Origin of the sequence: Enterococcus durans NBRC 100479 = LMG 10746 (assembly GCF_001544215.1) — a bacterium.
Lineage (GTDB): Bacteria > Bacillota > Bacilli > Lactobacillales > Enterococcaceae > Enterococcus_B > Enterococcus_B durans.
Genome location: NZ_BCQB01000020.1, coordinates 30294 through 51702, shown reverse-complemented (window position 1 = coordinate 51702; position 21409 = coordinate 30294). Strand labels below are relative to the sequence as shown.

Sequence of the window (21409 nt, the reverse complement as noted above, 5' to 3'; positions counted from 1 at the left end):
GACAGAGGTATCCGCTACGAATGTTCTTTGACAAGACTTACATTTAAATCGTTGTTTCTTCAACTCCAGATAAGTGCGATACTCAGAGACATCATTCAGTAACAACCGAACGGTTGTCGTCCCCCAACGAATGATCCTAGAGGGGACGACACAAAGACAATGGGGACACTCTTCTGGCGTGTACTGAAGAGTTCCTTTGTAAATCAAGCAAATTTGCCCTTTATATTTTTCTTTAGTTAAACAATTTTCCTCGAAATAGATATTTAGGTCTAGAATATTTAGGGTATCTTTGATAAGCTGAGTATGAGACATCTTGAATCCTCCTATGAATTTGTTAGCCAAATTAATTCTAAAGGATTTCAGGGTGTCTTTTCTATATTTTTTTATACAAAAAAAGATGTTGGCGAAGTTCACCAACATCAAAAAGTATAGAGCCACTTTTTTTTAATCTTTTCTGAAAATGAAAAGGGTTTTAAATAGATTTTTCTGACAATTCTGGCAACACTTCGAAATAATCTTGCATTATAAAACGATTTTCTATATAATTATTAATAATCTATTACACGAAGCTTAAAATAATGCTTGTTATAAAACGTTTTACTCTGTGTAATATTATTTTTTATTAATAAAACTTACGTCGTGGGAGCAGAGAGGGGTATTCGATTGTCAGATAATCAACTATTAGATGTTCAAAACCTACATACAGGCTTCCGTCTTAAAGATGAATATTACGATGCAGTAGATGACGTTTCTTTTACGTTAGATAAAAACGAGATCTTAGCAATCGTGGGCGAATCTGGGTGCGGGAAAAGTACATTAGCTACTACTATCATGGGGTTACTTGATCCAAATAATACAAAGATCACAGGTGAAATTTTATATAATGATTTAAACTTGATCGAATTAAACGAAACTTTATATAACAAGATTCGTGGAAATGATATTGGCATGATTTTCCAGGATCCATTATCTGCATTAAACCCTTTGATGAAAATTGAAGACCAAATAAAAGAAGGTTTGTCTTACCATACAAAAATGAACGCAGAACAAAGACAAGCACGTGCTTTAGAATTATTAGAACAAGTTGGTATCCCTAACCCTGAACGAGTAGGACGACAATATCCTCATGAATTATCAGGTGGGATGAGACAACGTGTGATCATCGCCATTGCTATTGCCTGCAAACCACCGATCATCATCGCTGATGAACCAACTACTGCTTTAGATGTAACGATCCAAGCACAGATCCTTGATTTATTAAAAGATTTACAAGAAGAAACAAAAGCAGGAATCATCCTCATCACGCACGATTTAGGTGTCGTTGCTGAAATGGCGGATCGTGTAGCTGTGATGTATGGCGGTCAGTTTGTTGAAGTAGCAAGTGTGAAGGAATTATTTGAAAATCCACAACATCCATATACACGTTCTTTATTGAACTCTATTCCTCAAGAAGGAAATCATGATGCGGAACTACATGTGATTGAAGGGGTTGTTCCATCTTTAAAAAACATGCCGCGTGAAGGGTGCCGTTTTGCTCCTCGGATTCCTTGGATCCCTGCGAGTGATCATGAAGAAAATCCAGTTCTTCATGAAATTGCTCCGAATCATTTGGTTCGTTGCTCATGCTACAAACATTTCCACTTTAGAGACGAAAAAGGAGAGGTGTAGATGTCAGAATTAATCACAATCAACGATTTGAAAGTTCACTATCCGATTCGTAGTGGTTTCTTTAATCGAGTAACGGATCATGTTTACGCAGTAGATGGCGTAGATTTTATCATTGAAAAAGGAAAGACTTATGGGTTGGTCGGTGAGTCCGGCTCAGGAAAATCGACAACCGGAAAAGCGGTTGTTGGGTTGGAAAAAGTTACATCTGGTCAGATCATTTACGAAGGCAAAGATGTGACTCATCGAAGTAACCGAAAAAAAATCGGCTATAACAAAGATGTCCAAATGATCTTCCAAGATTCGATGTCCAGTTTAAATCCTAAAAAACGAGTATTAGATATCATTGCTGAACCTATTCGGAATTTCGAACGCCTGAGCGATCAGGAAGAAAAGAAAAAAGTAAAAGGATTGCTAGATATCGTAGGAATGCCTGAAGATGCATTGTACAAATACCCCCATGAATTTTCGGGTGGTCAACGTCAACGTCTCGGTGTTGCTCGAGCAGTAGCAACGAATCCAAAATTAATTGTAGCAGATGAACCAGTATCTGCCTTAGATTTATCTGTACAAGCGCAAGTACTAAACTTCATGAAGCGAATCCAACAAGAATTTGGCCTCAGCTATTTATTTATTTCTCATGACCTAGGAGTCGTAAAGCATATGTGTGACAACATTGCTATTATGTATAAAGGACGCTTTGTTGAGATTGGTACTCGTGAAGATATCTATAATGACCCACGTCACATCTACACCAAACGTTTGCTTTCGGCTATTCCTCAGATTGATGTGGAAAATCGAGAACTTCATAAAGAGAATCGTCGGAAAGTGGAAAAAGAGTATATTCAAAACCAAAATGAGTACTACGATCAGACGGGACGAGTATACGATTTACGTACGATTACAGCAACGCATGAAGTAGCGTTGAAAGACGGAGGTGCTAGTTAATGTGGAAAACGATTCTAAGACGTGTGCTACTGATGATCCCGCAAGTGATCATACTTAGTGTATTGATCTTCATGTTGGCAAAAGCGATGCCGGGAGATCCATTTACCGGATTGATCAATCCAAACCAAGATCCAGCTGTTATTGAACGAATGAGACAAGCCGCAGGGTTGAATGATCCGTGGTATGAGCAGTATTTCCGTTGGATAGGCAACGCACTGCATGGAGATTTGGGGCAAAGTTTCTTATATAAACGTACAGTTGCTGATTTGATCGGTGAACGAATCATCAATACACTCTATCTATCAGTTTTGACAGTTATTATTACGTATTTGATTGCTGTACCGCTAGGAATGCTAGCAGGTAGATACCAAAATTCGATTTTAGATAAAGTGGTCGTGATTTATAACTTCTTCAGTTTTGCTGTACCATTGTTCATTTTTGGTCTGATCATGCTGTTTATTTTTGGTTATCGCTTAGGCTGGTTTCCAACGAGCGGGTCACAGACCTTGGGCTTACAGGGCGGATTTATTACGCAGCTGTTTGACCGAATGAAATATATCATTTTACCATCGATTACCCAAGCCTTCTTAGCAACAGCTGTCACGATCCAGTATTTAAGAAGTGAAGTCATTGATTCTAAGTCTCTGGATTTTGTACGGACAGCCCGTTCAAAAGGTGTACCAACGAAAAAAGTATTTAGTCGTCACATTTTCCGTAACGCGGCATTGCCGATGGCTTCGCAGATGGGATATGAAATCACTTCCTTGATTGCAGGTTCAGTAGTTATTGAAAAAATCTTTGGTTACCCTGGGGTCGGGAAATTGTTTATCGATGCGATTGGTCAACGAGACTATACGGTTATTACATCCTTAGTATTGATTTTAGGAATTGCAACGTTGATCGGAACCTTGCTATCAGATATCATCATGAGCATTGTCGATCCACGTATTCGTATCCAATAAAATCAATCTGAAAGGAGCAAAAGCAAATGAGCGATAAAAAGAAAGAAGTTACGCAAGAAAGCATCCCACCAATGGGTTTGCGAATGATTGCGCGTGAATTTAAAAAAGATAAAATAGCCATTTTTTCATTAGGCTTACTAGTGGTTTTATTGTTAGTCATTTTTATTGGTGCGCTATTCACTGACCAAGACAAAGTGATGTACGTAAGTATCTTTGACAAGTATGCAGCTCCGGGTGCTATTTCCGCTGAAGGTACAAAATTTATTTTAGGTGCAGATGAAGGTGGCCGTGATGTTCTTGGACAATTAATTATTGGTGCCAGAAACTCTGTGACGATTGGCTTTGCGATCACAGTGATTACGTCCATCATTGGTGTAGGTTTAGGGATCATCTCTGGTTACTACGGTGGGATCGTCGATAATATCTTGATGCGCGTCGTTGACTTTATCATGATTCTACCAATCATGTTGATCATCATCGTGTTTGTATCGATTATTTCAAATTACAATGTATGGTCATTTATTTTCATCATGAGTGCTTTTTATTGGGTGGGAAAAGCCCGATTATTCAGGAGTAAAACATTATCTGAAGCAAGACGTGATTACGTGAGTGCTTCGAAGACGATGGGAACAGGCGATTTTAAAATCATGTTCCGTGAAATCATGCCGAATCTAAGTTCACTGATCATCACTAACTTAACGATGAACTTTGCGGCAAATATTGGGATCGAAACCACTTTGACTTTCTTAGGGTTTGGTTTGCCAACGAATGTTCCAAGTTTAGGAACATTGATTGGCTATGCCAGCAGTGGAGAAGTTTTAGTGAATCGACAATGGATCTGGTTACCTGCGTCAATTCTAATTTTAGTTTTGATGTTAAGTATCAACTATGTCGGTCAAGCATTCAAGCGTTCTGCTGATGCCCGACAACGACTAGGATAGAAAGAAAAGGGGGATATAGGATATGAAAAAAACGGTTTTAGGATTTGCAACACTGCTTACAGTAGTAGCACTAGCTGCTTGCGGTAGTGGCGGGAGTACTGATTCTTCAGGAAGTAATTCCGCAGATAAAGGGGACAGTAAAAAAGAGTTAACGTTTCCTTTAGCAACAAAAAATGATAAAGATTCAGTGAAAGACGGCGAACTAGAGGCTGCGGTAGCAACAGACAGCCAGTTCAAAGGACTTTTCCAATGGGAATTCTATCAAGATGCTTATGATGCTGCATTCATGGCACCTTCTCATGAAGCATTGTTTGCTAATGACGCTAGTTTCAAAATCAATGATAAAGGGGCTGCAACGTTAGATTTAGACCAAGATGCGAAAAAAGCAACAATCAAAATCAAAGACAACGTAAAATGGTCTGATGGCAAAGCTGTAACAGCAGATGATGTTATTTTCCCTTATGAAATCATCGGTAACAAAGATTACACGGGTATTCGCTATGACGATACTTTCCAAAATATCGTAGGTATGGAAGAGTATCATGATGGAAAATCAGATACAATTTCTGGTATCAAAAAAGTAGACGATTCAACTGTTGAAATCCAATATAAAAAAGTAGAACCAAGTATGCTACAAGCTGGCGGTGGAGTTTGGTCCTATGCTGCACCAAAACATACGCTTGAAGGCGTTGCAATCAAAGATATGGAATCAAGTGATCAAGTACGTAAACATCCAGTTACTTTTGGTCCTTACTACATGAGTAATATCGTCTCTGGTGAATCTGTAGAATATTTACCAAATGAATACTACTGGGGCGGCAAACCTAAGTTGAAAAAAATCACTATGAAATCAGTACCAATTGCAAGTGCAACAGAAGCAGTGAATTCAAAATTGTATGATATGGTTTTCCAAATGCCTACAGACACGTATGACACATACAAAGACGTAAAAGGCTACACAAACTTAGGTCGTCAACAAACATCTTATACTTACCTAGGCTTCAAACTAGGCACATGGGATGCTGCTAAGAATACTGTAAACTATGACAAAAATTCAAAAATGGCAGACAAATCATTGCGACAAGCAATGGGGTATGCATTAGATAATAATGCAGTAGGTGAACGTTTCTATGCTGGTTTGAGAAGCAATGCAACATCATTGATTCCTCCAGTATTTGAAGGTTACCATGACAAGAAATTAAAAGGCTATACTCAAGATATGGACAAAGCGAAGAAATTGTTAGATGATGCTGGTTACAAAGATGTAGATGACGATGGTCTAAGAGAAGACAAAGATGGTAAGAAATTGACAATCAACTTTGCATCAATGGCAGGTGGCGAAACAGCTCAACCATTAGCTGACTACTACGTTCAACAATGGAAAAAAATCGGGTTGAATGTAAAATATACAACAGGTCGTCTGATCGAATTCAACTCATTCTATGACAAATTAGAAAATGATGATCCTGAAATCGATGTATACCAAGCAGCTTGGAGTACTGGTACTAATCCAAATCCAAACGGCTTGTGGGGCAAAAATGCTGCATTCAACTACACACGCTTTGCTTCAGATGAAAATACGAAATTGATTGATGATATCGGCTCTGATAAATCATTTGATGCGGATTACCAAAAAGAAGCTTATAAGAAATGGCAAAAATATGCTTTCGATGAAGCTTTTGCAATCCCAACATTATTCCGTAATGAAGTATTGCCAGTCAACGATCGCGTAAAAGATTGGAACTGGGCATACGATGGACCAAATCCATGGGCTAAAGTTTCTGTAACAGCAGATTCACGTTCATAAAAAAATCAGAATAAACCACAAAACAGTTGATCTGTTTTGTGGTTTTTTTGTATTTATAGCCTTTATTGCTTACTTTTTTCTAGAATGGATAGCAAAAATCAAAATTTTTGGGGTGTTTATTAAGGCTTTGCTTACCTTTTATTTCAACCATTTCAAATTTATGAAAAAACCAGTATAATAAGGAAGTATTGAAAAAATATCCATAAAGGAATGTGGAAAATGGACAATCAGCTGACAAAAGAACTAAAAGAAAAGTATACTATCGTTTTTCACGATCTAAATCTACTTGAACAAGCTTTTACCCATTCATCCTATGTGAATGAGCATCGCAACCTTCAATTATCTGATAACGAACGATTGGAATTTCTAGGAGATGCCGTCTTAGAATTGATGGTCTCTGAATATCTATATCGTTTATATCCAGATATTCCAGAAGGAAAATTGACGAAGACCCGTGCAGCAATCGTACGTGAAGATAGCTTATCAAAATTTGCAAAAGAATGTGGTTTTGATAAATACATCATGTTAGGCAAAGGGGAAGAAAATTCTGGAGGACGTACTAGACCAGCACTTCTTTGTGATCTGTTTGAAGCCTTCTTAGGCGCTTTGTATCTAGATCAAGGTTTTGAAGCAGCCCATGACTTTCTCAAAGCAGTCGTCTTTCCAAAAGTTAAAGCAGGTGCTTTTTCACATGAGATGGATCATAAAACGAAACTACAAGAAGTATTGCAAAAATCAGGGGACGTCTTCATTGAATATCGCTTGATCAAGGAAGAAGGACCCGCCCATGAACGTATTTTTTGGATCGAAGTATACGTTGACAACAAGTTGATCGGGACAGGTCAAGGAAAATCGAAAAAATTAGCAGAACAAGCTGCTGCTGAAAATGCACTAGCAGCATTGTAAAAAGTGAGTGAGGGAATGCTTAGTGTATTTAAAACGAATTGAAATAGCTGGGTTTAAATCCTTTGCGGATAAAACAGTGATTGATTTCGAAAACAGTGTAACAGCAGTCGTTGGGCCAAACGGAAGCGGAAAAAGCAATATTACGGAAGCCATCCGTTGGGTCTTAGGCGAGCAATCAGCTAAAAGCCTTCGTGGCGGAAAAATGCCTGATATTATTTTTGCTGGTTCAGATACGAGAAAACAACTAAATGTAGCGGAAGTCACAGTCACTTTGGATAATACGGACCATTATCTTCCGTTAGATTACAACGAGATCAGCGTGACTAGACGGTATCGCAGAACAGGCGAAAGCGAGTTTTATATCAATAAACAAGCTTGTCGATTGAAAGATATCCAAGAATTATTTATGGACTCTGGGCTAGGTAAAGAATCATTTTCGATTATTTCGCAAGGAAAAGTCGAAGCAATCTTTAGCAGTAAACCAGAAGACCGCCGCGGAATCTTTGAGGAAGCAGCAGGGGTCTTGAAATATAAGCAACGTAAGAAAAAAGCAGAACAAAAATTGTTCGAAACAGAAGATAACCTTAGCCGTGTGCAAGATATTATCCACGAATTGGCAGAACAATTGGCGCCCTTATCTGTTCAAAGTAAAACAGCTAAAAAATTCTTACGCCTAAAAGAAGACTTGACGCAAACAGATATTGCTTTGATGATCGCAGAGATCAAAGCAGCGAAAAAAGATTGGGAAGAGAAACAAGCAAGACTTGTTCAGTTCAATCAAGAATTGTCTTCTTTGACCACACAGATCCAAGCGCAAGAAGAAGTCTTGGCAGGAAAACGCAAACAAAATCTGCAGGCAGATCGCCAGATCGAAAAGGGGCAACAAACATTACTTGCTTTGTCCGAGAGTTTAAAACAAGCAGAAGGCCAAAAAGATGTGTTACTTGAGCGGACAAAACATACACAAAAAAGTTCTGCAGAGTATCAAACCTCTTTAGCGGAAGCGCAGAAGAAAGTCAGACACTTCGAAAAGATGCAAGAAAACTTGACTAAAGAAGTGAATGAAAAAGAAATAGAGATCCAACAAGCGCAAACTCAGTTGATGAAGACCCAACATGAATTAGAGAAATACCAAAAATCAACCAAAGAATTGTTGGCTGAATTACGCGATCAATATGTTGATTTGATGCAAGAACAGGCAAATGTGGGGAATGAACTGAAATATCTAGAACGCCAATATTTGCAAGAAACATCAAAAAGCAAACAGGCGTTGGCAAAACAATCAGAAGTGGAAGCTTCTGTGCTAGAGTTGACAGCCAAACGTCAGGAGTTGTCAAAGAAACAAGAACATCTCCAAACTGGATTAGCAGCAAATAAAAATGAACTGGAAAAAATCCAACTAAATGGAAAAAAATACCAGGATCAATTAGCACAAGAACAACCAAAAATGTATCAGTTGATGAATCAGGTGCAACAATTGCGCGCACGCCAAAAAAGTTTACAGGAGATCCAAGAAAATTATTTTGGTTTTTATCAAGGGGTACGTTTGGTTTTACAACACAAACAACAACTGTCAGGGATCATCGGAGCTGTAGCTGAATTGATCGATGTGCCATCTTCTTTCACTTTGGCGATCGAAACAGCTTTAGGTGGGGCGGCTCAACATGTCATCGTGGAAAATGAACGCGATGCGCGTCAGGCAATCACTTATTTGAAACAACAAAGAGGTGGCCGTGCAACTTTCTTACCTCTGACAACGATTAAACCTCGACAATTGCCAGCTCATATTCTTTCACAAGCTGAAGCTGTAGACGGCTTTTTAGGCATTGCGAGTGAACAAGTGACTTTTCCTGATAAGATCCAAACAGTTGTCCATAATTTGTTAGGAACGATCCTATTAGCTAAGGATCTTGAGAGTGCTAATGCCATCGCCCAAACCATTCGCTATCAGTACCGAGTTGTTTCATTGGAAGGCGATGTGATGAACGCCGGCGGTTCGATGACCGGTGGGGCGAACAAACGTGGAAATCAAGGAAGTTTATTCTCACAAAACCAAGAATTGAAACAATTGACAGTAGCGTTTGAAGAAGCAGATCAACAACTGCAACTTCAAGAAAAGAAAGTACAAGAATTACAGCAAGAAGTAACGATTTTGGCTGAAAAACAAGAAGTTTTGCGTACGCAAGGAGAACAGTTGCGACTTGAAGAGCAAGAAGTAACGAATCACTTGCAAAATATCATGAATGATTTAGCTCGTTTTGAAAAAGAAAAGCAAGTATCGAATTTTGAAACACGTGAACTACAGCAATTTATTGAAACGTATCAGAAGCAGCAGTCAGAGCTTACAGCAAGACAGAGCGAAATCGAGTTGCAACGCCAACAGATTGATGAAGAAATAAAATCACTTAGTCAAGAAAGTGATCAAATGGAAGCGAAAAGAGCCCAAGTCCAAGCTGAAAAAGCGCAAGAACAAGCAGATCTGGCTGTTTTAAAAGAACAATTCAATCATTTACAGATCCAATTGCGAGGAGCACGTGTCCAAAAAAATGAAGCATTGGAACGTCAAGAAAGTTTGGAAAAGCAGCTAGCAAATTTAACTGCTGATTTTACAGACCATGAGATGACAGAAGAAAGTTTAGAGAAAAAAATCGGCGAGCTATCAGCGAAACGTGAAGCATTACAAATAGAATTAACAACAACTAAGGCACAGCGTGAGAATATCCAGAAAGAAATCGACCAGATTGAAATCGTGTTGGCAGAACAAAATCGCCAACAAAAAATCCAACTGACAGAACAATCGAAACTGGAAGTGCAAAAAGACCGGGCAGAAGTACTTCTTGATACTCATTTAGGTTACTTACAAACGGAATATCAAATCAGTTTTGAAAAAGCAATCGCTGATTATGAAGAAACAGAAGATGTAGCAGCGAGCCGTGTTGAAGTTGCGTCATTGAAAGAGCAGATCGAGGACTTAGGCCCCGTCAACTTGAGTGCTATCGAACAATTTGAACAAGTCAATGAGCGACATACATTTTTAGCGACTCAACGGGATGATTTGTTGTCTGCGAAAAATCAGCTTTTTGAAACGATGGAAGAGATGGATGACGAAGTACGTACACGATTCAAAGAAGTCTTTGAGGCAATTCGTCAAGAATTCAAAGTGGTATTTCCGAATATGTTTGGTGGTGGACGTGCGGAGTTAGTGCTGACAGATCCAACAGATCTTTTGAAAACAGGGATTGAGATTGAAGTTCAACCACCAGGAAAAAAATTACAAAGTTTGAGTTTGCTTTCAGGTGGAGAAAGAGCGTTGACAGCTATTGCTTTGCTGTTTTCGATCATTCGAGTCTGTCCAGTTCCATTCTGTATTTTAGATGAGGTTGAAGCTGCATTAGATGAAGCAAACGTGAAACGCTTTGGACGCTATTTAAGTGACTTCCAAGATGGCACACAATTCATCGTGGTCACACACCGTAAAGGAACGATGGTTGCTGCCGATGTTTTATACGGCGTAACGATGCAGGAATCGGGAGTTTCAAAAATCGTTTCGGTTCGTATGGAGGATATCAACGAAGAAGGAAAAATGGAAACGAAAGTGTAGGAAAATAAATGATCAAATTAATTGCGATTGATTTAGATGGTACATTATTAGATGAAGAGAAAAAAATCTCAAATGAGAATAAGCGTGTGTTGGCCGAAGCTAAAGCAAAAGGGGTCAAGATCGTGTTATGTACAGGGCGCCCATTAGCAGCGATGGCTCACTATCTGCAAGAACTAGGTTTAGTAGATGAAGGCGATTTTAGCATTACTTTCAATGGAGGTCTGGTCCAAAAAAATGACACAGGCGAAATCATGGAAAAGAAAGTGATGACAGTCGCAGATATCCATCGATTGTATGATTTAGCCCAACAGTTGGATTTGCCGCTAGATGTTTTATCAGATAATCGGGTGTTGCAGTTGCCAAGTGCGCCCAAGAAGCAATCACTATATAATGTGTTGAATAAATTGCTGCAATTTCAACCAGCAACATTGGCAGATATTACAGATGAATTTGTATTGAATAAAGCAGTCATTGCTTACCCACAAGAAGAATTAGATCCAAAAATCAAAGAGATACCAGCTACATTCCATGAAAGATATGAAATCATCAAAACACGAAGCATGCTTCTAGAATTCATGCCTAAGGGTGTCACAAAAGCTTATGGAATCTCTCTATTAGCGAAAGATCTAGGATTAGAACCGGCAGAAATCATGGCAATCGGGGATGAAGAAAATGATTTACCGATGATCGAATATGCTGGATTAGGTGTAGCGATGGAAAATGCGGTGCCAGCTGTGAAAGAATCAGCAGATTACATTACTTCAAACAATGTTGAAAATGGTGTGGCAAAAGTCATTCAAAAATTTGTTTTAGATTAGGAGGGAACTTATGGGATTCTTTGATAAGATCAAACGTGCGTTTACTGGAGAAGAACAACCAGAAGAAGTCGAAGTACAAGAAAAGTACGACAAAGGACTAGAAAAAACCCGAAAAACATTTGGGGAACGCATGAATGAGTTATTTGCAAATTTCCGAACAGTAGATGAAGATTTCTTTGAAGAACTAGAAGAAACACTGATTGGCGCAGATGTGGGCTTTGAAACAGCGATCCAGATCACGGAAGCGCTCCGGCAAGAAGTAAAACTCCGGAATGCGAAAAAACCAGCAGAGATCCAAAATGCAATCATTGAAAAATTAGTTGATCTGTATGAAGAAGAGGGAATCAACGAAGTCAATGAATTGAACATTCAAGAAGATGGCTTGACAGTCATCTTGTTTGTCGGCGTGAACGGAGTTGGAAAAACCACAAGCATCGGGAAACTTGCGCATCAGTATAAAAACGAAGGTAAGAAAGTTTTGCTGGCTGCCGCTGATACTTTCCGTGCAGGTGCGATCGACCAACTAGTTGTGTGGGGCGAACGTGCTGGGGTAGAAGTAGTTCGTGGAAATGCCGGAGGCGACCCTGCGGCTGTTGTCTATGATGCAGTGGAACGAGCGAAAAATGAACAAGTGGATGTTTTATTGGTGGACACAGCAGGCCGTTTGCAAAATAAAGTCAATTTAATGAACGAATTGGAAAAAATCAAACGTGTCATCCAACGGGAATTACCAGAAGCACCCCATGAAACATTACTTGTCCTTGATGCGACAACTGGCCAAAACGCAATGGTCCAAGCGAAACAATTCAAAGAAACGACGGATGTTACTGGGTTAGTATTGACGAAACTAGATGGTACGGCAAAAGGCGGAATCGTATTAGCCATCCGTAATGAATTGCATCTACCAGTCAAATTAGTCGGTCTTGGCGAAGGTATCGATGATTTGGAACCATTCGAGCCAAACGATTTTGTTGTGGGCTTGTTCAAAGGCTTGTTAAAAGAAGAATAAAATCTGTTATGACTGTTCTTTGAAAGAAAGTACCTGATTTAGGGGAAAAACTACTATGATCAACTGAATAATTGATCACACAAACGTAGCTAAAGAAAAAGCTGGAGTACCATGAGAATATGAAAATATTTTCTGGTTCTTCAGCTTCTTTTTTAGAATGAGAAGAGGACATAAGAAAGTAAGATGGGGCTCTACATAAAAGTTGAATTTTTCTTTTTTCTCATTTTAAAACAATTTCGTTCTTTTTCTAGAGGTTTTTTACTATAATTAGAGGCATATGAACTGGAGGACAATGAATAATGAATTATAAATATTTACTCTTGCATCCTAACACACGTCCGTTTATCGATCAAGCACGTTTTGGCGTTGAACGTGAAGGACAACGAGTGGATCTGACAGGAGCTTTAGCACGAACCGATCACCCTGAAGTATTTGGTGATCGAGCATTCCATCCCTATATCCAAACAGATTTTAGCGAAACACAAATTGAATTGATCACACCCGTCACTGATTCAGTGGAGGAACTATTCCAATATTTAGCGGCTATTTATGATGTCGCTTCTCGGTCGATCTCTGATGAGGAAATGATCTGGCCGTTAAGTATGCCTCCTGCACTACCGACGAAAGACGAAGAAATCATGATCGCAAAATTAGCGAATTTCGAAGATGTACTTTATCGCCGCTATCTAGCCAAAGAGTATGGAAAAAGAAAACAGATGGTGAGCGGTATCCATTTTAATTTTGAATTTGGCGATGATTTATTACGATCATTGTTTGCGCAACAAACGGAATTTCCTGATTTTACATCATTTAAAACAGAACTGTATCTAAAAACGGCGCGAAATTTCTTGCATTACCGTTGGTTGATCACTTATCTATATGGGGCTTCTCCTTTGAGTGAAGCAAATTATTTCGTCGATAAACCTGGACCAAGTGAGCCGATTCGAAGCATCCGCAACAGTTCATTTGGCTATACGAATCATCCAAATGTCAAAGTATCTTATTCATCAATGGAACGCTATTTATCCGATATCGAACAGATGGTGGAAGAAGGAAAATTGTCAGAAGAAAAAGAATTTTACACACCTATACGCTTCCGTGGCGGGAAACGAGTAGCGGATCTGACGACAACTGGAGTACGATACATCGAGTTGCGAAATATTGACCTGAATCCCTATGCACGTCTCGGGATCAATCCAGAACAAGTGAAATTTTTGCAACTATTTTTGACGTACATGTTGTGGGTAGAAGAAGAACAAGAACCAGATGCTTGGGTAAAAGAAGGTACGAATAAAAATGAAGTAGTTTCTCTTGAACACCCATTGAAGCAAACCGCTTTTCATGAAGAAGGGCTTAAGGTATTGAATGGGATGAAAGAAATGCTGATCAAGTTAGAACAGCCAACAGCGATCCCTTTGATTGAGAAAATGATCGAGAAAATGCTACAACCAGCAGAGACTTTAGCAGGAAAAATCTATCAAGAAGCAAAGGAAAAAAGTCAGCACGAGTTTGCCCTGAACCTAGGTAAAAAATATGATGAAGAAGCACATGCACGTCCTTATCAATTAGCAGGTTTTAGAGATATGGAACTTTCTACACAACTCTTTTTATTTGATGCGATCCAAAAAGGAGTAGAAGTGAAAGTAATTGATGAAGCTGATCAATTTTTACGATTGCAACATCAGGAACATATCGAATATGTGAAAAATGCAAATATGACAAGTAAAGATAGCTATATCGTTCCTTTGATCATGGAGAATAAGACAGTCACGAAGAAAATTTTAAAAGAAGCAGGATTCCGTGTACCAAATGGTGCAGAATTTACGTCAATGGAAGAAGCGATAAAAGCATATCCGCGATTTGCCAAGCAAGCATTTGTGATCAAACCGAAGTCTACGAATTATGGGCTAGGAATCACTATCTTCAAAGATGGAGCAAGCTTAGAAGATTATCAAGCGGGATTAGCTATCGCATTTAGTGAGGATGCTTCTGTTTTAGTCGAGGAATTCATGCCGGGAACGGAGTACCGTTTCTTTGTGATCAACGGTGAGGTCCAAGCTATCTTGCTTCGAGTCCCTGCAAATGTCGTAGGGGACGGTGTGCGAACAGTAGAGGAGTTAGTTGCTGAAAAGAATCTTGATCCGTTACGAGGAACGAACCATCGCGCACCATTGGAACTGATCCAACTGGGAGAGTTAGAACAATTGATGTTGAAGGAACAGGGATTAACGGTATCTTCTGTACCCGCCAAAGACAAAATCGTTTATTTGAGAGAAAATTCAAATATCAGTACAGGAGGCGACTCCATTGATGTGACGGATGAATTTTCTGAAGACTATAAACAAATTGCAGTTTCAGCGGTGGAAGCATTAGGTGCGAAAATCAGTGGAATCGATTTGATCATTCCAGATAAAGAAGTAGACCCTGAGAAAAATCCAACTGCCTATGGAATCATTGAAGCGAACTTTAATCCAGCGATGCATATGCATGTCTATCCATTTGCAGGAAAAGGCAGAAGACTGACAATGAATGTTTTACAATTGTTATATCCAGAAATTTTTGAAAAGTAACAGAGCGAAAAAAACACATTTATCTCTTCTGCTAGACCAAAATAATTGGGGCAGAGGTGAATGTGGGACAAATCTAAAAATCAGTTTTGCTACAGACTCTGATTCCGAATAAAACGACCGCCAAAAGTTAGGATTCCTGACTTTTGGCGGTCGTTTCAGTTGGGAAAATACTTATTTGAATTAAAATAAGCGATCCCACAAACTTTTCTTTTTATTTTTTTCTTCGGGTTCTGCTTGTTCTTCTTTGGGATATTTTTCTTCTACATCAATGACGGGTTCATTCACCGCTTGTTTCGCAGCTAAGAGTAACCCAATGCTGTCTGGAGCGTCGGAGACAAAGTCATTGACGACTGTAAAACGGATATTGTTCTTCGTTGCAAGCTGGATGTATTGATTTTGGATCGCAATTGGGGTTTCACCATTCAAGAGAATCGTTGCATCAGGCTGCTTTTCAATTTCTTCAATGAATTTCTCCTTGTTTGTCGGATCTTTCATCTCAGCGATCGTCATACTCAAATAACAACGTTCACGAAAAGTACCTAAATATTTGTGTTGTTCCTCGGGATTTACTAATGGGGTACCATACATTCCTTTGTCTAAATGGCTTTGTACATCGTCTTTTGACATCGGATTATCCTCCTTCTCAGTTCTTCTAATAGGATTATAACATAGAAGATGAAAATGCTTAAAAAAGAAAAAAGCGGTTGCTTTTGTTCAAACCTTCACTTAGAATAAGAATGAGAATCATTATCAATTAGAAACGAGGAGGATTTTATGCGGTACTTTTGGTTAATTGCTGCCTTGATTGGACTAGGCTGCTGTTCCTTATTTATCGGTGTATCAAATGTGCAGTTTTCTGACCTGATTCACTTAAGGGGACAAAGTACCCAACTTTTTTTAGCGACTCGCTTCCCTCGAACGATTTGTTTGATCTTAGTTGGAGCGACAAGTAGTATTTGTGGACTGATCATGCAGCACTTGACTCAAAATAAATTTGTTTCACCAACGACTGCGGGGACGATGGATAGTGCAAGATTGGGAATTTTAGTCGTTATGTTATTTTTACCTCAGGCACCTTTACTTTTACGTTCTCTGACAGCTTTTTTCTTTGCTTTCGTAGGAACACTTTTATTTTTATCTTTTGCACGGTTATTTCCGCAAAAAAATCAGCTTATGCTCCCGTTAGTCGGAGTAATGTTGGGTAATATCATTGGTTCTGTAGCGTCTTTTTTTGCTTACCAATTTCAATTGGTACAAAACATGTCTTCATGGCTACAAGGAAATTTTGCGACGATCATACGTGGTGAGTATGAATTACTGTATGTAACGGTTCCTTTGTTGGTGGTTATTTACATCTTTGCGTACCGCTTTACCATTGTTGGCTTAGGTGAATCTTTTGCAGTCAACCTAGGGATCAATTATAAAAAAATGCAATTATTAGGAATAGGACTTGTTTCTTTTGCGAGTGCAATCGTATTGATCATGGTTGGAACGATTCCATTTCTTGGTGTGATCATTCCCAATATCACTGCTAAGCTATATGGGGATCAGGTACATAAAACGTTGGGATTCACTGCACTATTGGGGAGTGTGTTTTTACTTGCTTGTGACATCATCGCTCGAGTCGTTATTTATCCCTATGAAGTACCGGTCAGCGTGGTGGTGGGGATCATTGGCGGTATTATTTTCCTTTATTTGCTGGTTAGGAGGAAAAAGAATGCATAGAAAAAGGATACGATTTACCCTTTTGGTTATCCTTACCATAGGAGTGATCGCCAGCTATTTGATGATCAATACCTATGGGAATTGGCAATTCGCCTGGGCACTTCGCAGTAAAAAAATTTTTGCATTTCTTTTGGTTTCTCTCGCTACAAGCAGTGCAACGATCAGTTTCCAAACGATCACACAAAATCAATTTTTGACCCCATCTGTTTTAGGATTGGATTCATTGTATGTATTGGTACAAACAATTCTCTTCTTTTTCTTTGATGGAGTGACGATGCTGCAACAGGTAGGAACAGGGATGTTTTTACTGAATATTGGATTGATGGTGGGGTTGAGTCAGCTCTTATTCTTCTTTTTATTGAAGAAAGGTCAGACGAATGTCTTTCTTCTTTTAATGACAGGGATGATCTTAGGTACCTTGTTTAGCAGTATCAGCACTTTTTTACAAGTTGTCATGGATCCAAATGAATATGATCTTTTACAAGGAAAGCTCTTTGCTAGTTTTGGGAATATTCCAAATCAGTATTTATTGCCAGCTACGATCATCATTAGTTTGTCTTGGTTCTTCTTATTTTATAAAAGACACTATCTTGATGTGTTCCATCTTGGAAAAGAACAAGCAATCAATTTAGGGATCGATACAGATCATTTCCAGTTTTTTGTATTATGCTGTGTCAGTCTTCTGACGGGTACTGCTACTGCATTGGTGGGACCGATCACTTTTCTAGGGTTTATTGTAGCGAATATCAGTTATCGTTTCTTTGCTACTTATCGACATGGGGAATTGTTTCTAGGGAGTTTTTTGATTTCCGTCCTCTTTTTAGTGGGTGGGCAATTACTCGTAGAACAGCTTTTTGGTTGGAACACGACTGTTAGTATTGTGGTGGAATTTTTAGGTGGCGTTTATTTTATTACAAAATTGATTCGTGAAAGGAAGACGATCACATGATCGACTTAAAAGAAGTTAGTAAGAACTATCATGAAAAAGCGGTGGTGAAAGGAGTCAATCTGACTATCAAGGAACAGCAATTGACGGCATTTATTGGACCGAATGGAGCAGGAAAATCGACAGTTCTGTCAATGATCAGTCGGCTGATTGCTAAGGATACGGGTGAAATTTATTTGGATCACAACGAGGTGAAGGCTTGGCGCTCAAAGGAACTAGCCAAAAAGTTATCCATTTTACGACAAACCAATACGATCAGTATGCAGATCACCGTCAAAGAATTAGTTGAATTTGGTCGTTTTCCTTATACAAAAGGGAAACTAACTATACACGATCAACAAATCGTCAAGGAATCGATGGAACATCTAGGTTTAGACGCATTAGCGGATCAAACAATCGATACACTCTCTGGTGGTCAGTTACAGCGAGCTTACATTGCGATGGTACTTGCCCAAGATACAGATTATATTTTGTTGGATGAACCGTTGAATAATCTGGATATGAATTTTGCTGTACAAATCATGCAGATTTTAAAAAAATTAGTGAACGAATTAGGAAAAACGATCATCATCGTTCTCCATGATATCAATTTTGCAGCGAGTTATGCAGATGAAATCATTGCCATGAAAGATGGAGAGTTATTTGTTCAAGGCACAACGAACGAAATTATCAAAAAAGAAGTTTTAGATGATTTGTATGAAATGGACATCCGAATTTGCGAAATTGAAGGACGCAGATTCTGTCTTTATTTCTAAAAAAATTAAAGGAGAAAAGAGATGAAAAGATTAGTACTTAGTATTTTATTGATGGCAACATTTGGATTGGCGGCATGTGGGAATACTGGAAACAGTGGTACGGTGTCTACCCAAACAAGTAATACAACCGAACAAACGACCGTATCTATTAAAGACAGCAATGGAGATCGTGTGGAAGTACAAAAAAATCCACAAAAAGTCGTTGTTTTTGATAACGGGTCTTTAGATACATTAGATGCATTGGGAGTTGGGGATAGAGTGATCGGAGCAGCAACTAAAAACTTACCTAGTTATTTAGATAAGTATAAAGATGTAGAATCGGCTGGTGGGATCAAAGAGCCTGATTTAGAAAAAATCAATCAGTTGCAGACTGATTTAATCATTATTTCTGGTAGACAAAGTGATTACAAAGAAGAACTAGCTAAGATTGCGCCAACCCTTTACTTAGCGGTCGATACAAAGGAACCGTGGGAATCTGTACAGCAGAATGTAAATGCGTTAGCTGAGATTTTTGGTAAAGAAGACAAAGCAAAAGAAGAACTAGCTACATTAACGAAAGAAATTGAGGAAACAAAAGAAAAAGCAAGCAAGCTTGAACAAACAGCTTTAGTTACGCTAGTGAACGAAGGACAGCTTTCAGCTTATGGTTCAGGTTCACGCTTTGGCCTTGTCCATGATGTATTTGGATTTAAACAAGCGGATGATCAAATTGAAGCTTCTACGCATGGACAAAGTGTTTCCTATGAGTATATCTTAGAAAAAAATCCAGGAATCCTTTTTGTTGTCGATCGTACGAAAGCAATTGGTGGAGATGACAGCAAAGATAACGTGTCGGCAAATGAATTAGTTGCGCAGACAGATGCTGGAAAAAATGATCAAGTCATTTCTTTACAACCAGATGTATGGTATTTAAGTGGCGGTGGCTTAGAGTCAATGAAGTTGATGATAAAAGACGTCAATCAAGCATTCAACTAAAAGAAGACTAGAACAAAACGGAAAACGGCACGAAAACGAGGTCGAGACAAAAGTCGTTTAGGTTTGAGAAATTGAATAAAAAAACGAACAATACGCTTTTTGTATTGCTCGTTTTTTTTTGAAATTCCCGAAAATCTGACTTTTAAACGCCGTTTATTTGAGAGAGGTTGGGACAGAAGTGTTTAACTCCGAGAAATAAGAAGAATGGATCGATATGGTCTTTTAGTTGGATCTTGAAGGGGTCAGATTTTTGTCTCTGCTAGTGCTCGGTAATTCAAAATATTCATTCTTCGATAGAAGTCAGCAGGAAGCTTTGTCCAATGTTTTAATAACTGATAAAAATAGCTTTCTTCTGCTTTGATCTTGTATTCACTCAGAATCAAACCAAATGAGCTTGATTTTTTTTGCGCTAATTTTTCAAAAATTGAAATTGCTTTTTGCTTATCATCATTGACAAACAAAGTTTTGACTTCAATGTAGGAACCTTCGATATTTTGTGTTTCTTCGATAAAGTAGATCGTTTTTGCGTATTCAGCCATAATGATTCCTCCAGGTTTTAATTGAATAAGATAACAATACTGAAAAAATGTTAACAAACCGTGAATAAAAGGTTATTCTTTTTCAAGTAATGTTTAAAGCTTTTTTATTTTCAATCTTTTTTGATGGTACTTAAGGTTCAATTAAGAAAATATCAATGAAAATTCGTGAAACCCTTGATTCTGTCGCATATTTTCGATAAAGTAGTTAGAAATATATACGTAGGGGTGGGAAAGACAATGGAATTACTGATTGATCGAAATTTAATTTTTGCCCAGCACCAAAGAATCGAAACAGAGCGTTTGATCTTGCGCCCAGTTACTCTAAAAGACACAGAGGATATGTACGAATATGGAAAAGATGAAGAAACAACGTATTATGTATTTCCTACGTACCAGACGATAGATGATGCGAAACAGGGGATCGCTAATGTTTTCATGGCAGCTCCTCTAGGCAAATATGGTATCGAGTTGAAAAGCAATCATAAAATGATCGGTACCATCGATTTGAGAGTTAATGAAATACAGGATAATGCAGAACTTGGTTATGCATCAAATAAGGCGTATTGGGGAAACGGATATATGCCGGAAGCTGCCAGAGCATTATTGACACTTGGTTTTGAAGAATTAGCACTTGTGCGGATCTTTGCGCAACATGACGTAGAGAATCCTAAATCTGGACGGGTCATGGAAAAAATCGGTATGAAGAAGGAAGGAATCATTCCTGATGCGAGACATTGGAAAGGGAAAATCGCTTCAACCGTTTTACGTGGCATCACAAAAAAAGAATGGCAGGAGCAACAGCACAAAAAAACAAGTTAGTTGCATCTAAAATATAAAATCAGTAAGCTATACTTGAGGTGATGACAATGGAACTATTGTTAACAGAGGAAGCAAAAGAAAAGATCCAATCTCAAGTCAATGCAGATGAACAATTATTATTAGATATTGAAGATGGTGATGGTCCATTCGCAGATACTCGGGTAACTTGCCAAATCGATACGTCCTTTCGTTTATTGATCGTCAAAAAGGATACGGACAAAGATTTGAGTTTATATTCAGAAACAGCGGAAACCACAGTTGGTCCGATCCGAATGAAAAAAAGTGCTTTGATGTATATGGATGACCCTACAACAATTGCAGTGGAACCAACGTATAATAGTCTTCAATTAAAGGGTCCAAGTGGTTTATTAAAAGGGAATTTACAAATGCTTCATAGAGACTAAGAAGAGAACAGAAGGTAGT

The 21409-nt window shown here is 38.6% G+C and carries 19 protein-coding genes; 16 read left to right on the top strand and 3 right to left on the bottom strand.

Annotation, left to right across the window (positions count from 1 at the left end; genetic code table 11):
• Nucleotides 1–312 (bottom strand): transposase family protein (locus tag ED2_RS07525; protein ID WP_161114995.1); only part of this gene is annotated, 312 nt, incomplete at its 3' end.
• Nucleotides 313–663: 351 nt separating this feature from the next.
• Here ED2_RS07525 and ED2_RS07520 point away from each other — a divergent pair.
• The 10 genes from ED2_RS07520 (at nt 664) to gshAB (ending at nt 15227) form a co-directional block, all read left to right on the top strand.
• Complete coding sequence (locus ED2_RS07520; protein ID WP_005880714.1) at nt 664–1668, top strand: ABC transporter ATP-binding protein; 1005 nt, start codon at nt 664–666, stop codon at nt 1666–1668.
• Nucleotides 1669–2613, top strand: coding sequence for an ABC transporter ATP-binding protein (locus tag ED2_RS07515; RefSeq protein ID WP_005880712.1), 945 nt, complete (start codon nt 1669–1671; stop codon nt 2611–2613).
• Nucleotides 2613–3575, top strand: a complete 963-nt coding sequence (opp4B, locus tag ED2_RS07510) for an oligopeptide ABC transporter permease (RefSeq protein WP_005880710.1) — start codon at nt 2613–2615, stop codon at nt 3573–3575. Before ED2_RS07515 ends, opp4B begins: the two co-directional genes overlap by 1 nt.
• A 26-nt stretch (nt 3576–3601) precedes the next feature.
• Complete coding sequence (locus ED2_RS07505; protein ID WP_005880708.1) at nt 3602–4516, top strand: ABC transporter permease; 915 nt, start codon at nt 3602–3604, stop codon at nt 4514–4516.
• Between the two features lie 22 nt (nt 4517–4538).
• Nucleotides 4539–6323, top strand: coding sequence for an oligopeptide ABC transporter substrate-binding protein (locus ED2_RS07500; RefSeq protein WP_005880706.1), 1785 nt, complete (start codon nt 4539–4541; stop codon nt 6321–6323).
• Between the two features lie 219 nt (nt 6324–6542).
• Nucleotides 6543–7229, top strand: a complete 687-nt coding sequence (gene rnc / locus ED2_RS07495) for a ribonuclease III (RefSeq protein WP_016177197.1) — start codon at nt 6543–6545, stop codon at nt 7227–7229.
• A gap of 22 nt (nt 7230–7251) precedes the next feature.
• The gene (smc, locus tag ED2_RS07490; protein ID WP_016177198.1) at nt 7252–10830 is read left to right on the top strand and encodes a chromosome segregation protein SMC; all 3579 of its coding nucleotides are present in this window, start codon (nt 7252–7254) and stop codon (nt 10828–10830) included.
• Nucleotides 10831–10838: 8 nt separating this feature from the next.
• On the top strand, nt 10839–11648 hold the full coding sequence (locus tag ED2_RS07485) for a Cof-type HAD-IIB family hydrolase (protein ID WP_005880700.1): 810 nt from the start codon (nt 10839–10841) through the stop codon (nt 11646–11648).
• Between the two features lie 10 nt (nt 11649–11658).
• On the top strand, nt 11659–12657 hold the full coding sequence (ftsY, locus tag ED2_RS07480; protein WP_005880698.1) for a signal recognition particle-docking protein FtsY: 999 nt from the start codon (nt 11659–11661) through the stop codon (nt 12655–12657).
• Nucleotides 12658–12953: 296 nt separating this feature from the next.
• Nucleotides 12954–15227, top strand: a complete 2274-nt coding sequence (gene gshAB / locus ED2_RS07475; RefSeq protein WP_025481373.1) for a bifunctional glutamate--cysteine ligase GshA/glutathione synthetase GshB — start codon at nt 12954–12956, stop codon at nt 15225–15227.
• Between the two features lie 180 nt (nt 15228–15407).
• On the opposite strand, the gene ED2_RS07470 is transcribed toward gshAB, so the two are convergent.
• Nucleotides 15408–15854 carry a YueI family protein gene (locus ED2_RS07470; protein ID WP_005880695.1) on the bottom strand — a complete coding sequence of 149 codons (447 nt, stop codon included), beginning with the start codon at nt 15852–15854 and terminating at the stop codon, nt 15408–15410.
• A 147-nt stretch (nt 15855–16001) separates the two neighbouring features.
• Between ED2_RS07470 and ED2_RS07465 the strand changes: the two genes are divergently transcribed.
• From ED2_RS07465 to ED2_RS07450, 4 genes are read left to right on the top strand one after another with little or no spacing between them, the layout of a single operon-like run.
• A complete protein-coding gene (locus ED2_RS07465; RefSeq protein ID WP_005880693.1) occupies nt 16002–16952 on the top strand; it encodes an ABC transporter permease in 951 nt (316 codons plus the stop codon).
• The gene (locus tag ED2_RS07460) at nt 16945–17901 is read left to right on the top strand and encodes an iron chelate uptake ABC transporter family permease subunit (protein ID WP_016177200.1); all 957 of its coding nucleotides are present in this window, start codon (nt 16945–16947) and stop codon (nt 17899–17901) included. The genes ED2_RS07465 and ED2_RS07460 overlap by 8 nt, the downstream gene beginning before the upstream one ends.
• Nucleotides 17898–18653 carry an iron ABC transporter ATP-binding protein gene (locus ED2_RS07455; protein WP_005880689.1) on the top strand — a complete coding sequence of 252 codons (756 nt, stop codon included), beginning with the start codon at nt 17898–17900 and terminating at the stop codon, nt 18651–18653. Before ED2_RS07460 ends, ED2_RS07455 begins: the two co-directional genes overlap by 4 nt.
• A 21-nt stretch (nt 18654–18674) precedes the next feature.
• Nucleotides 18675–19628: a siderophore ABC transporter substrate-binding protein gene (locus ED2_RS07450; RefSeq protein ID WP_016177201.1), complete on the top strand. Its 954-nt coding sequence runs from the start codon at nt 18675–18677 to the stop codon at nt 19626–19628.
• Nucleotides 19629–19870: 242 nt separating this feature from the next.
• Here ED2_RS07450 and ED2_RS07445 read toward each other — a convergent pair whose 3' ends face one another.
• Nucleotides 19871–20167, bottom strand: a complete 297-nt coding sequence (locus tag ED2_RS07445; RefSeq protein WP_005880685.1) for a hypothetical protein — start codon at nt 20165–20167, stop codon at nt 19871–19873.
• 237 nt (nt 20168–20404) lie between these two features.
• Between ED2_RS07445 and ED2_RS07440 the strand changes: the two genes are divergently transcribed.
• On the top strand, nt 20405–20986 hold the full coding sequence (locus tag ED2_RS07440; RefSeq protein WP_005880682.1) for a GNAT family N-acetyltransferase: 582 nt from the start codon (nt 20405–20407) through the stop codon (nt 20984–20986).
• Nucleotides 20987–21033: 47 nt separating this feature from the next.
• Nucleotides 21034–21390, top strand: coding sequence for an iron-sulfur cluster biosynthesis family protein (locus ED2_RS07435; RefSeq protein WP_005880681.1), 357 nt, complete (start codon nt 21034–21036; stop codon nt 21388–21390).
• Nucleotides 21391–21409: the final 19 nt, after the last annotated feature.

Coding starts and splice junctions, on each gene's coding strand:
- ED2_RS07465 (WP_005880693.1), top strand. CDS start 16,002: ATGCGGTACTTTTGGTTAATTGCTGCCTTGATTGGACTAGGCTGCTGT.
- ED2_RS07445 (WP_005880685.1), bottom strand. CDS start 20,167: ATGGCTGAATACGCAAAAACGATCTACTTTATCGAAGAAACACAAAAT.
- ED2_RS07500 (WP_005880706.1), top strand. CDS start 4,539: ATGAAAAAAACGGTTTTAGGATTTGCAACACTGCTTACAGTAGTAGCA.
- opp4B (WP_005880710.1), top strand. CDS start 2,613: ATGTGGAAAACGATTCTAAGACGTGTGCTACTGATGATCCCGCAAGTG.
- ED2_RS07505 (WP_005880708.1), top strand. CDS start 3,602: ATGAGCGATAAAAAGAAAGAAGTTACGCAAGAAAGCATCCCACCAATG.
- ED2_RS07460 (WP_016177200.1), top strand. CDS start 16,945: ATGCATAGAAAAAGGATACGATTTACCCTTTTGGTTATCCTTACCATA.
- rnc (WP_016177197.1), top strand. CDS start 6,543: ATGGACAATCAGCTGACAAAAGAACTAAAAGAAAAGTATACTATCGTT.
- ED2_RS07435 (WP_005880681.1), top strand. CDS start 21,034: ATGGAACTATTGTTAACAGAGGAAGCAAAAGAAAAGATCCAATCTCAA.
- ED2_RS07470 (WP_005880695.1), bottom strand. CDS start 15,854: ATGTCAAAAGACGATGTACAAAGCCATTTAGACAAAGGAATGTATGGT.
- ftsY (WP_005880698.1), top strand. CDS start 11,659: ATGGGATTCTTTGATAAGATCAAACGTGCGTTTACTGGAGAAGAACAA.
- ED2_RS07440 (WP_005880682.1), top strand. CDS start 20,405: ATGGAATTACTGATTGATCGAAATTTAATTTTTGCCCAGCACCAAAGA.
- ED2_RS07455 (WP_005880689.1), top strand. CDS start 17,898: ATGATCGACTTAAAAGAAGTTAGTAAGAACTATCATGAAAAAGCGGTG.
- ED2_RS07485 (WP_005880700.1), top strand. CDS start 10,839: ATGATCAAATTAATTGCGATTGATTTAGATGGTACATTATTAGATGAA.
- ED2_RS07515 (WP_005880712.1), top strand. CDS start 1,669: ATGTCAGAATTAATCACAATCAACGATTTGAAAGTTCACTATCCGATT.
- ED2_RS07450 (WP_016177201.1), top strand. CDS start 18,675: ATGAAAAGATTAGTACTTAGTATTTTATTGATGGCAACATTTGGATTG.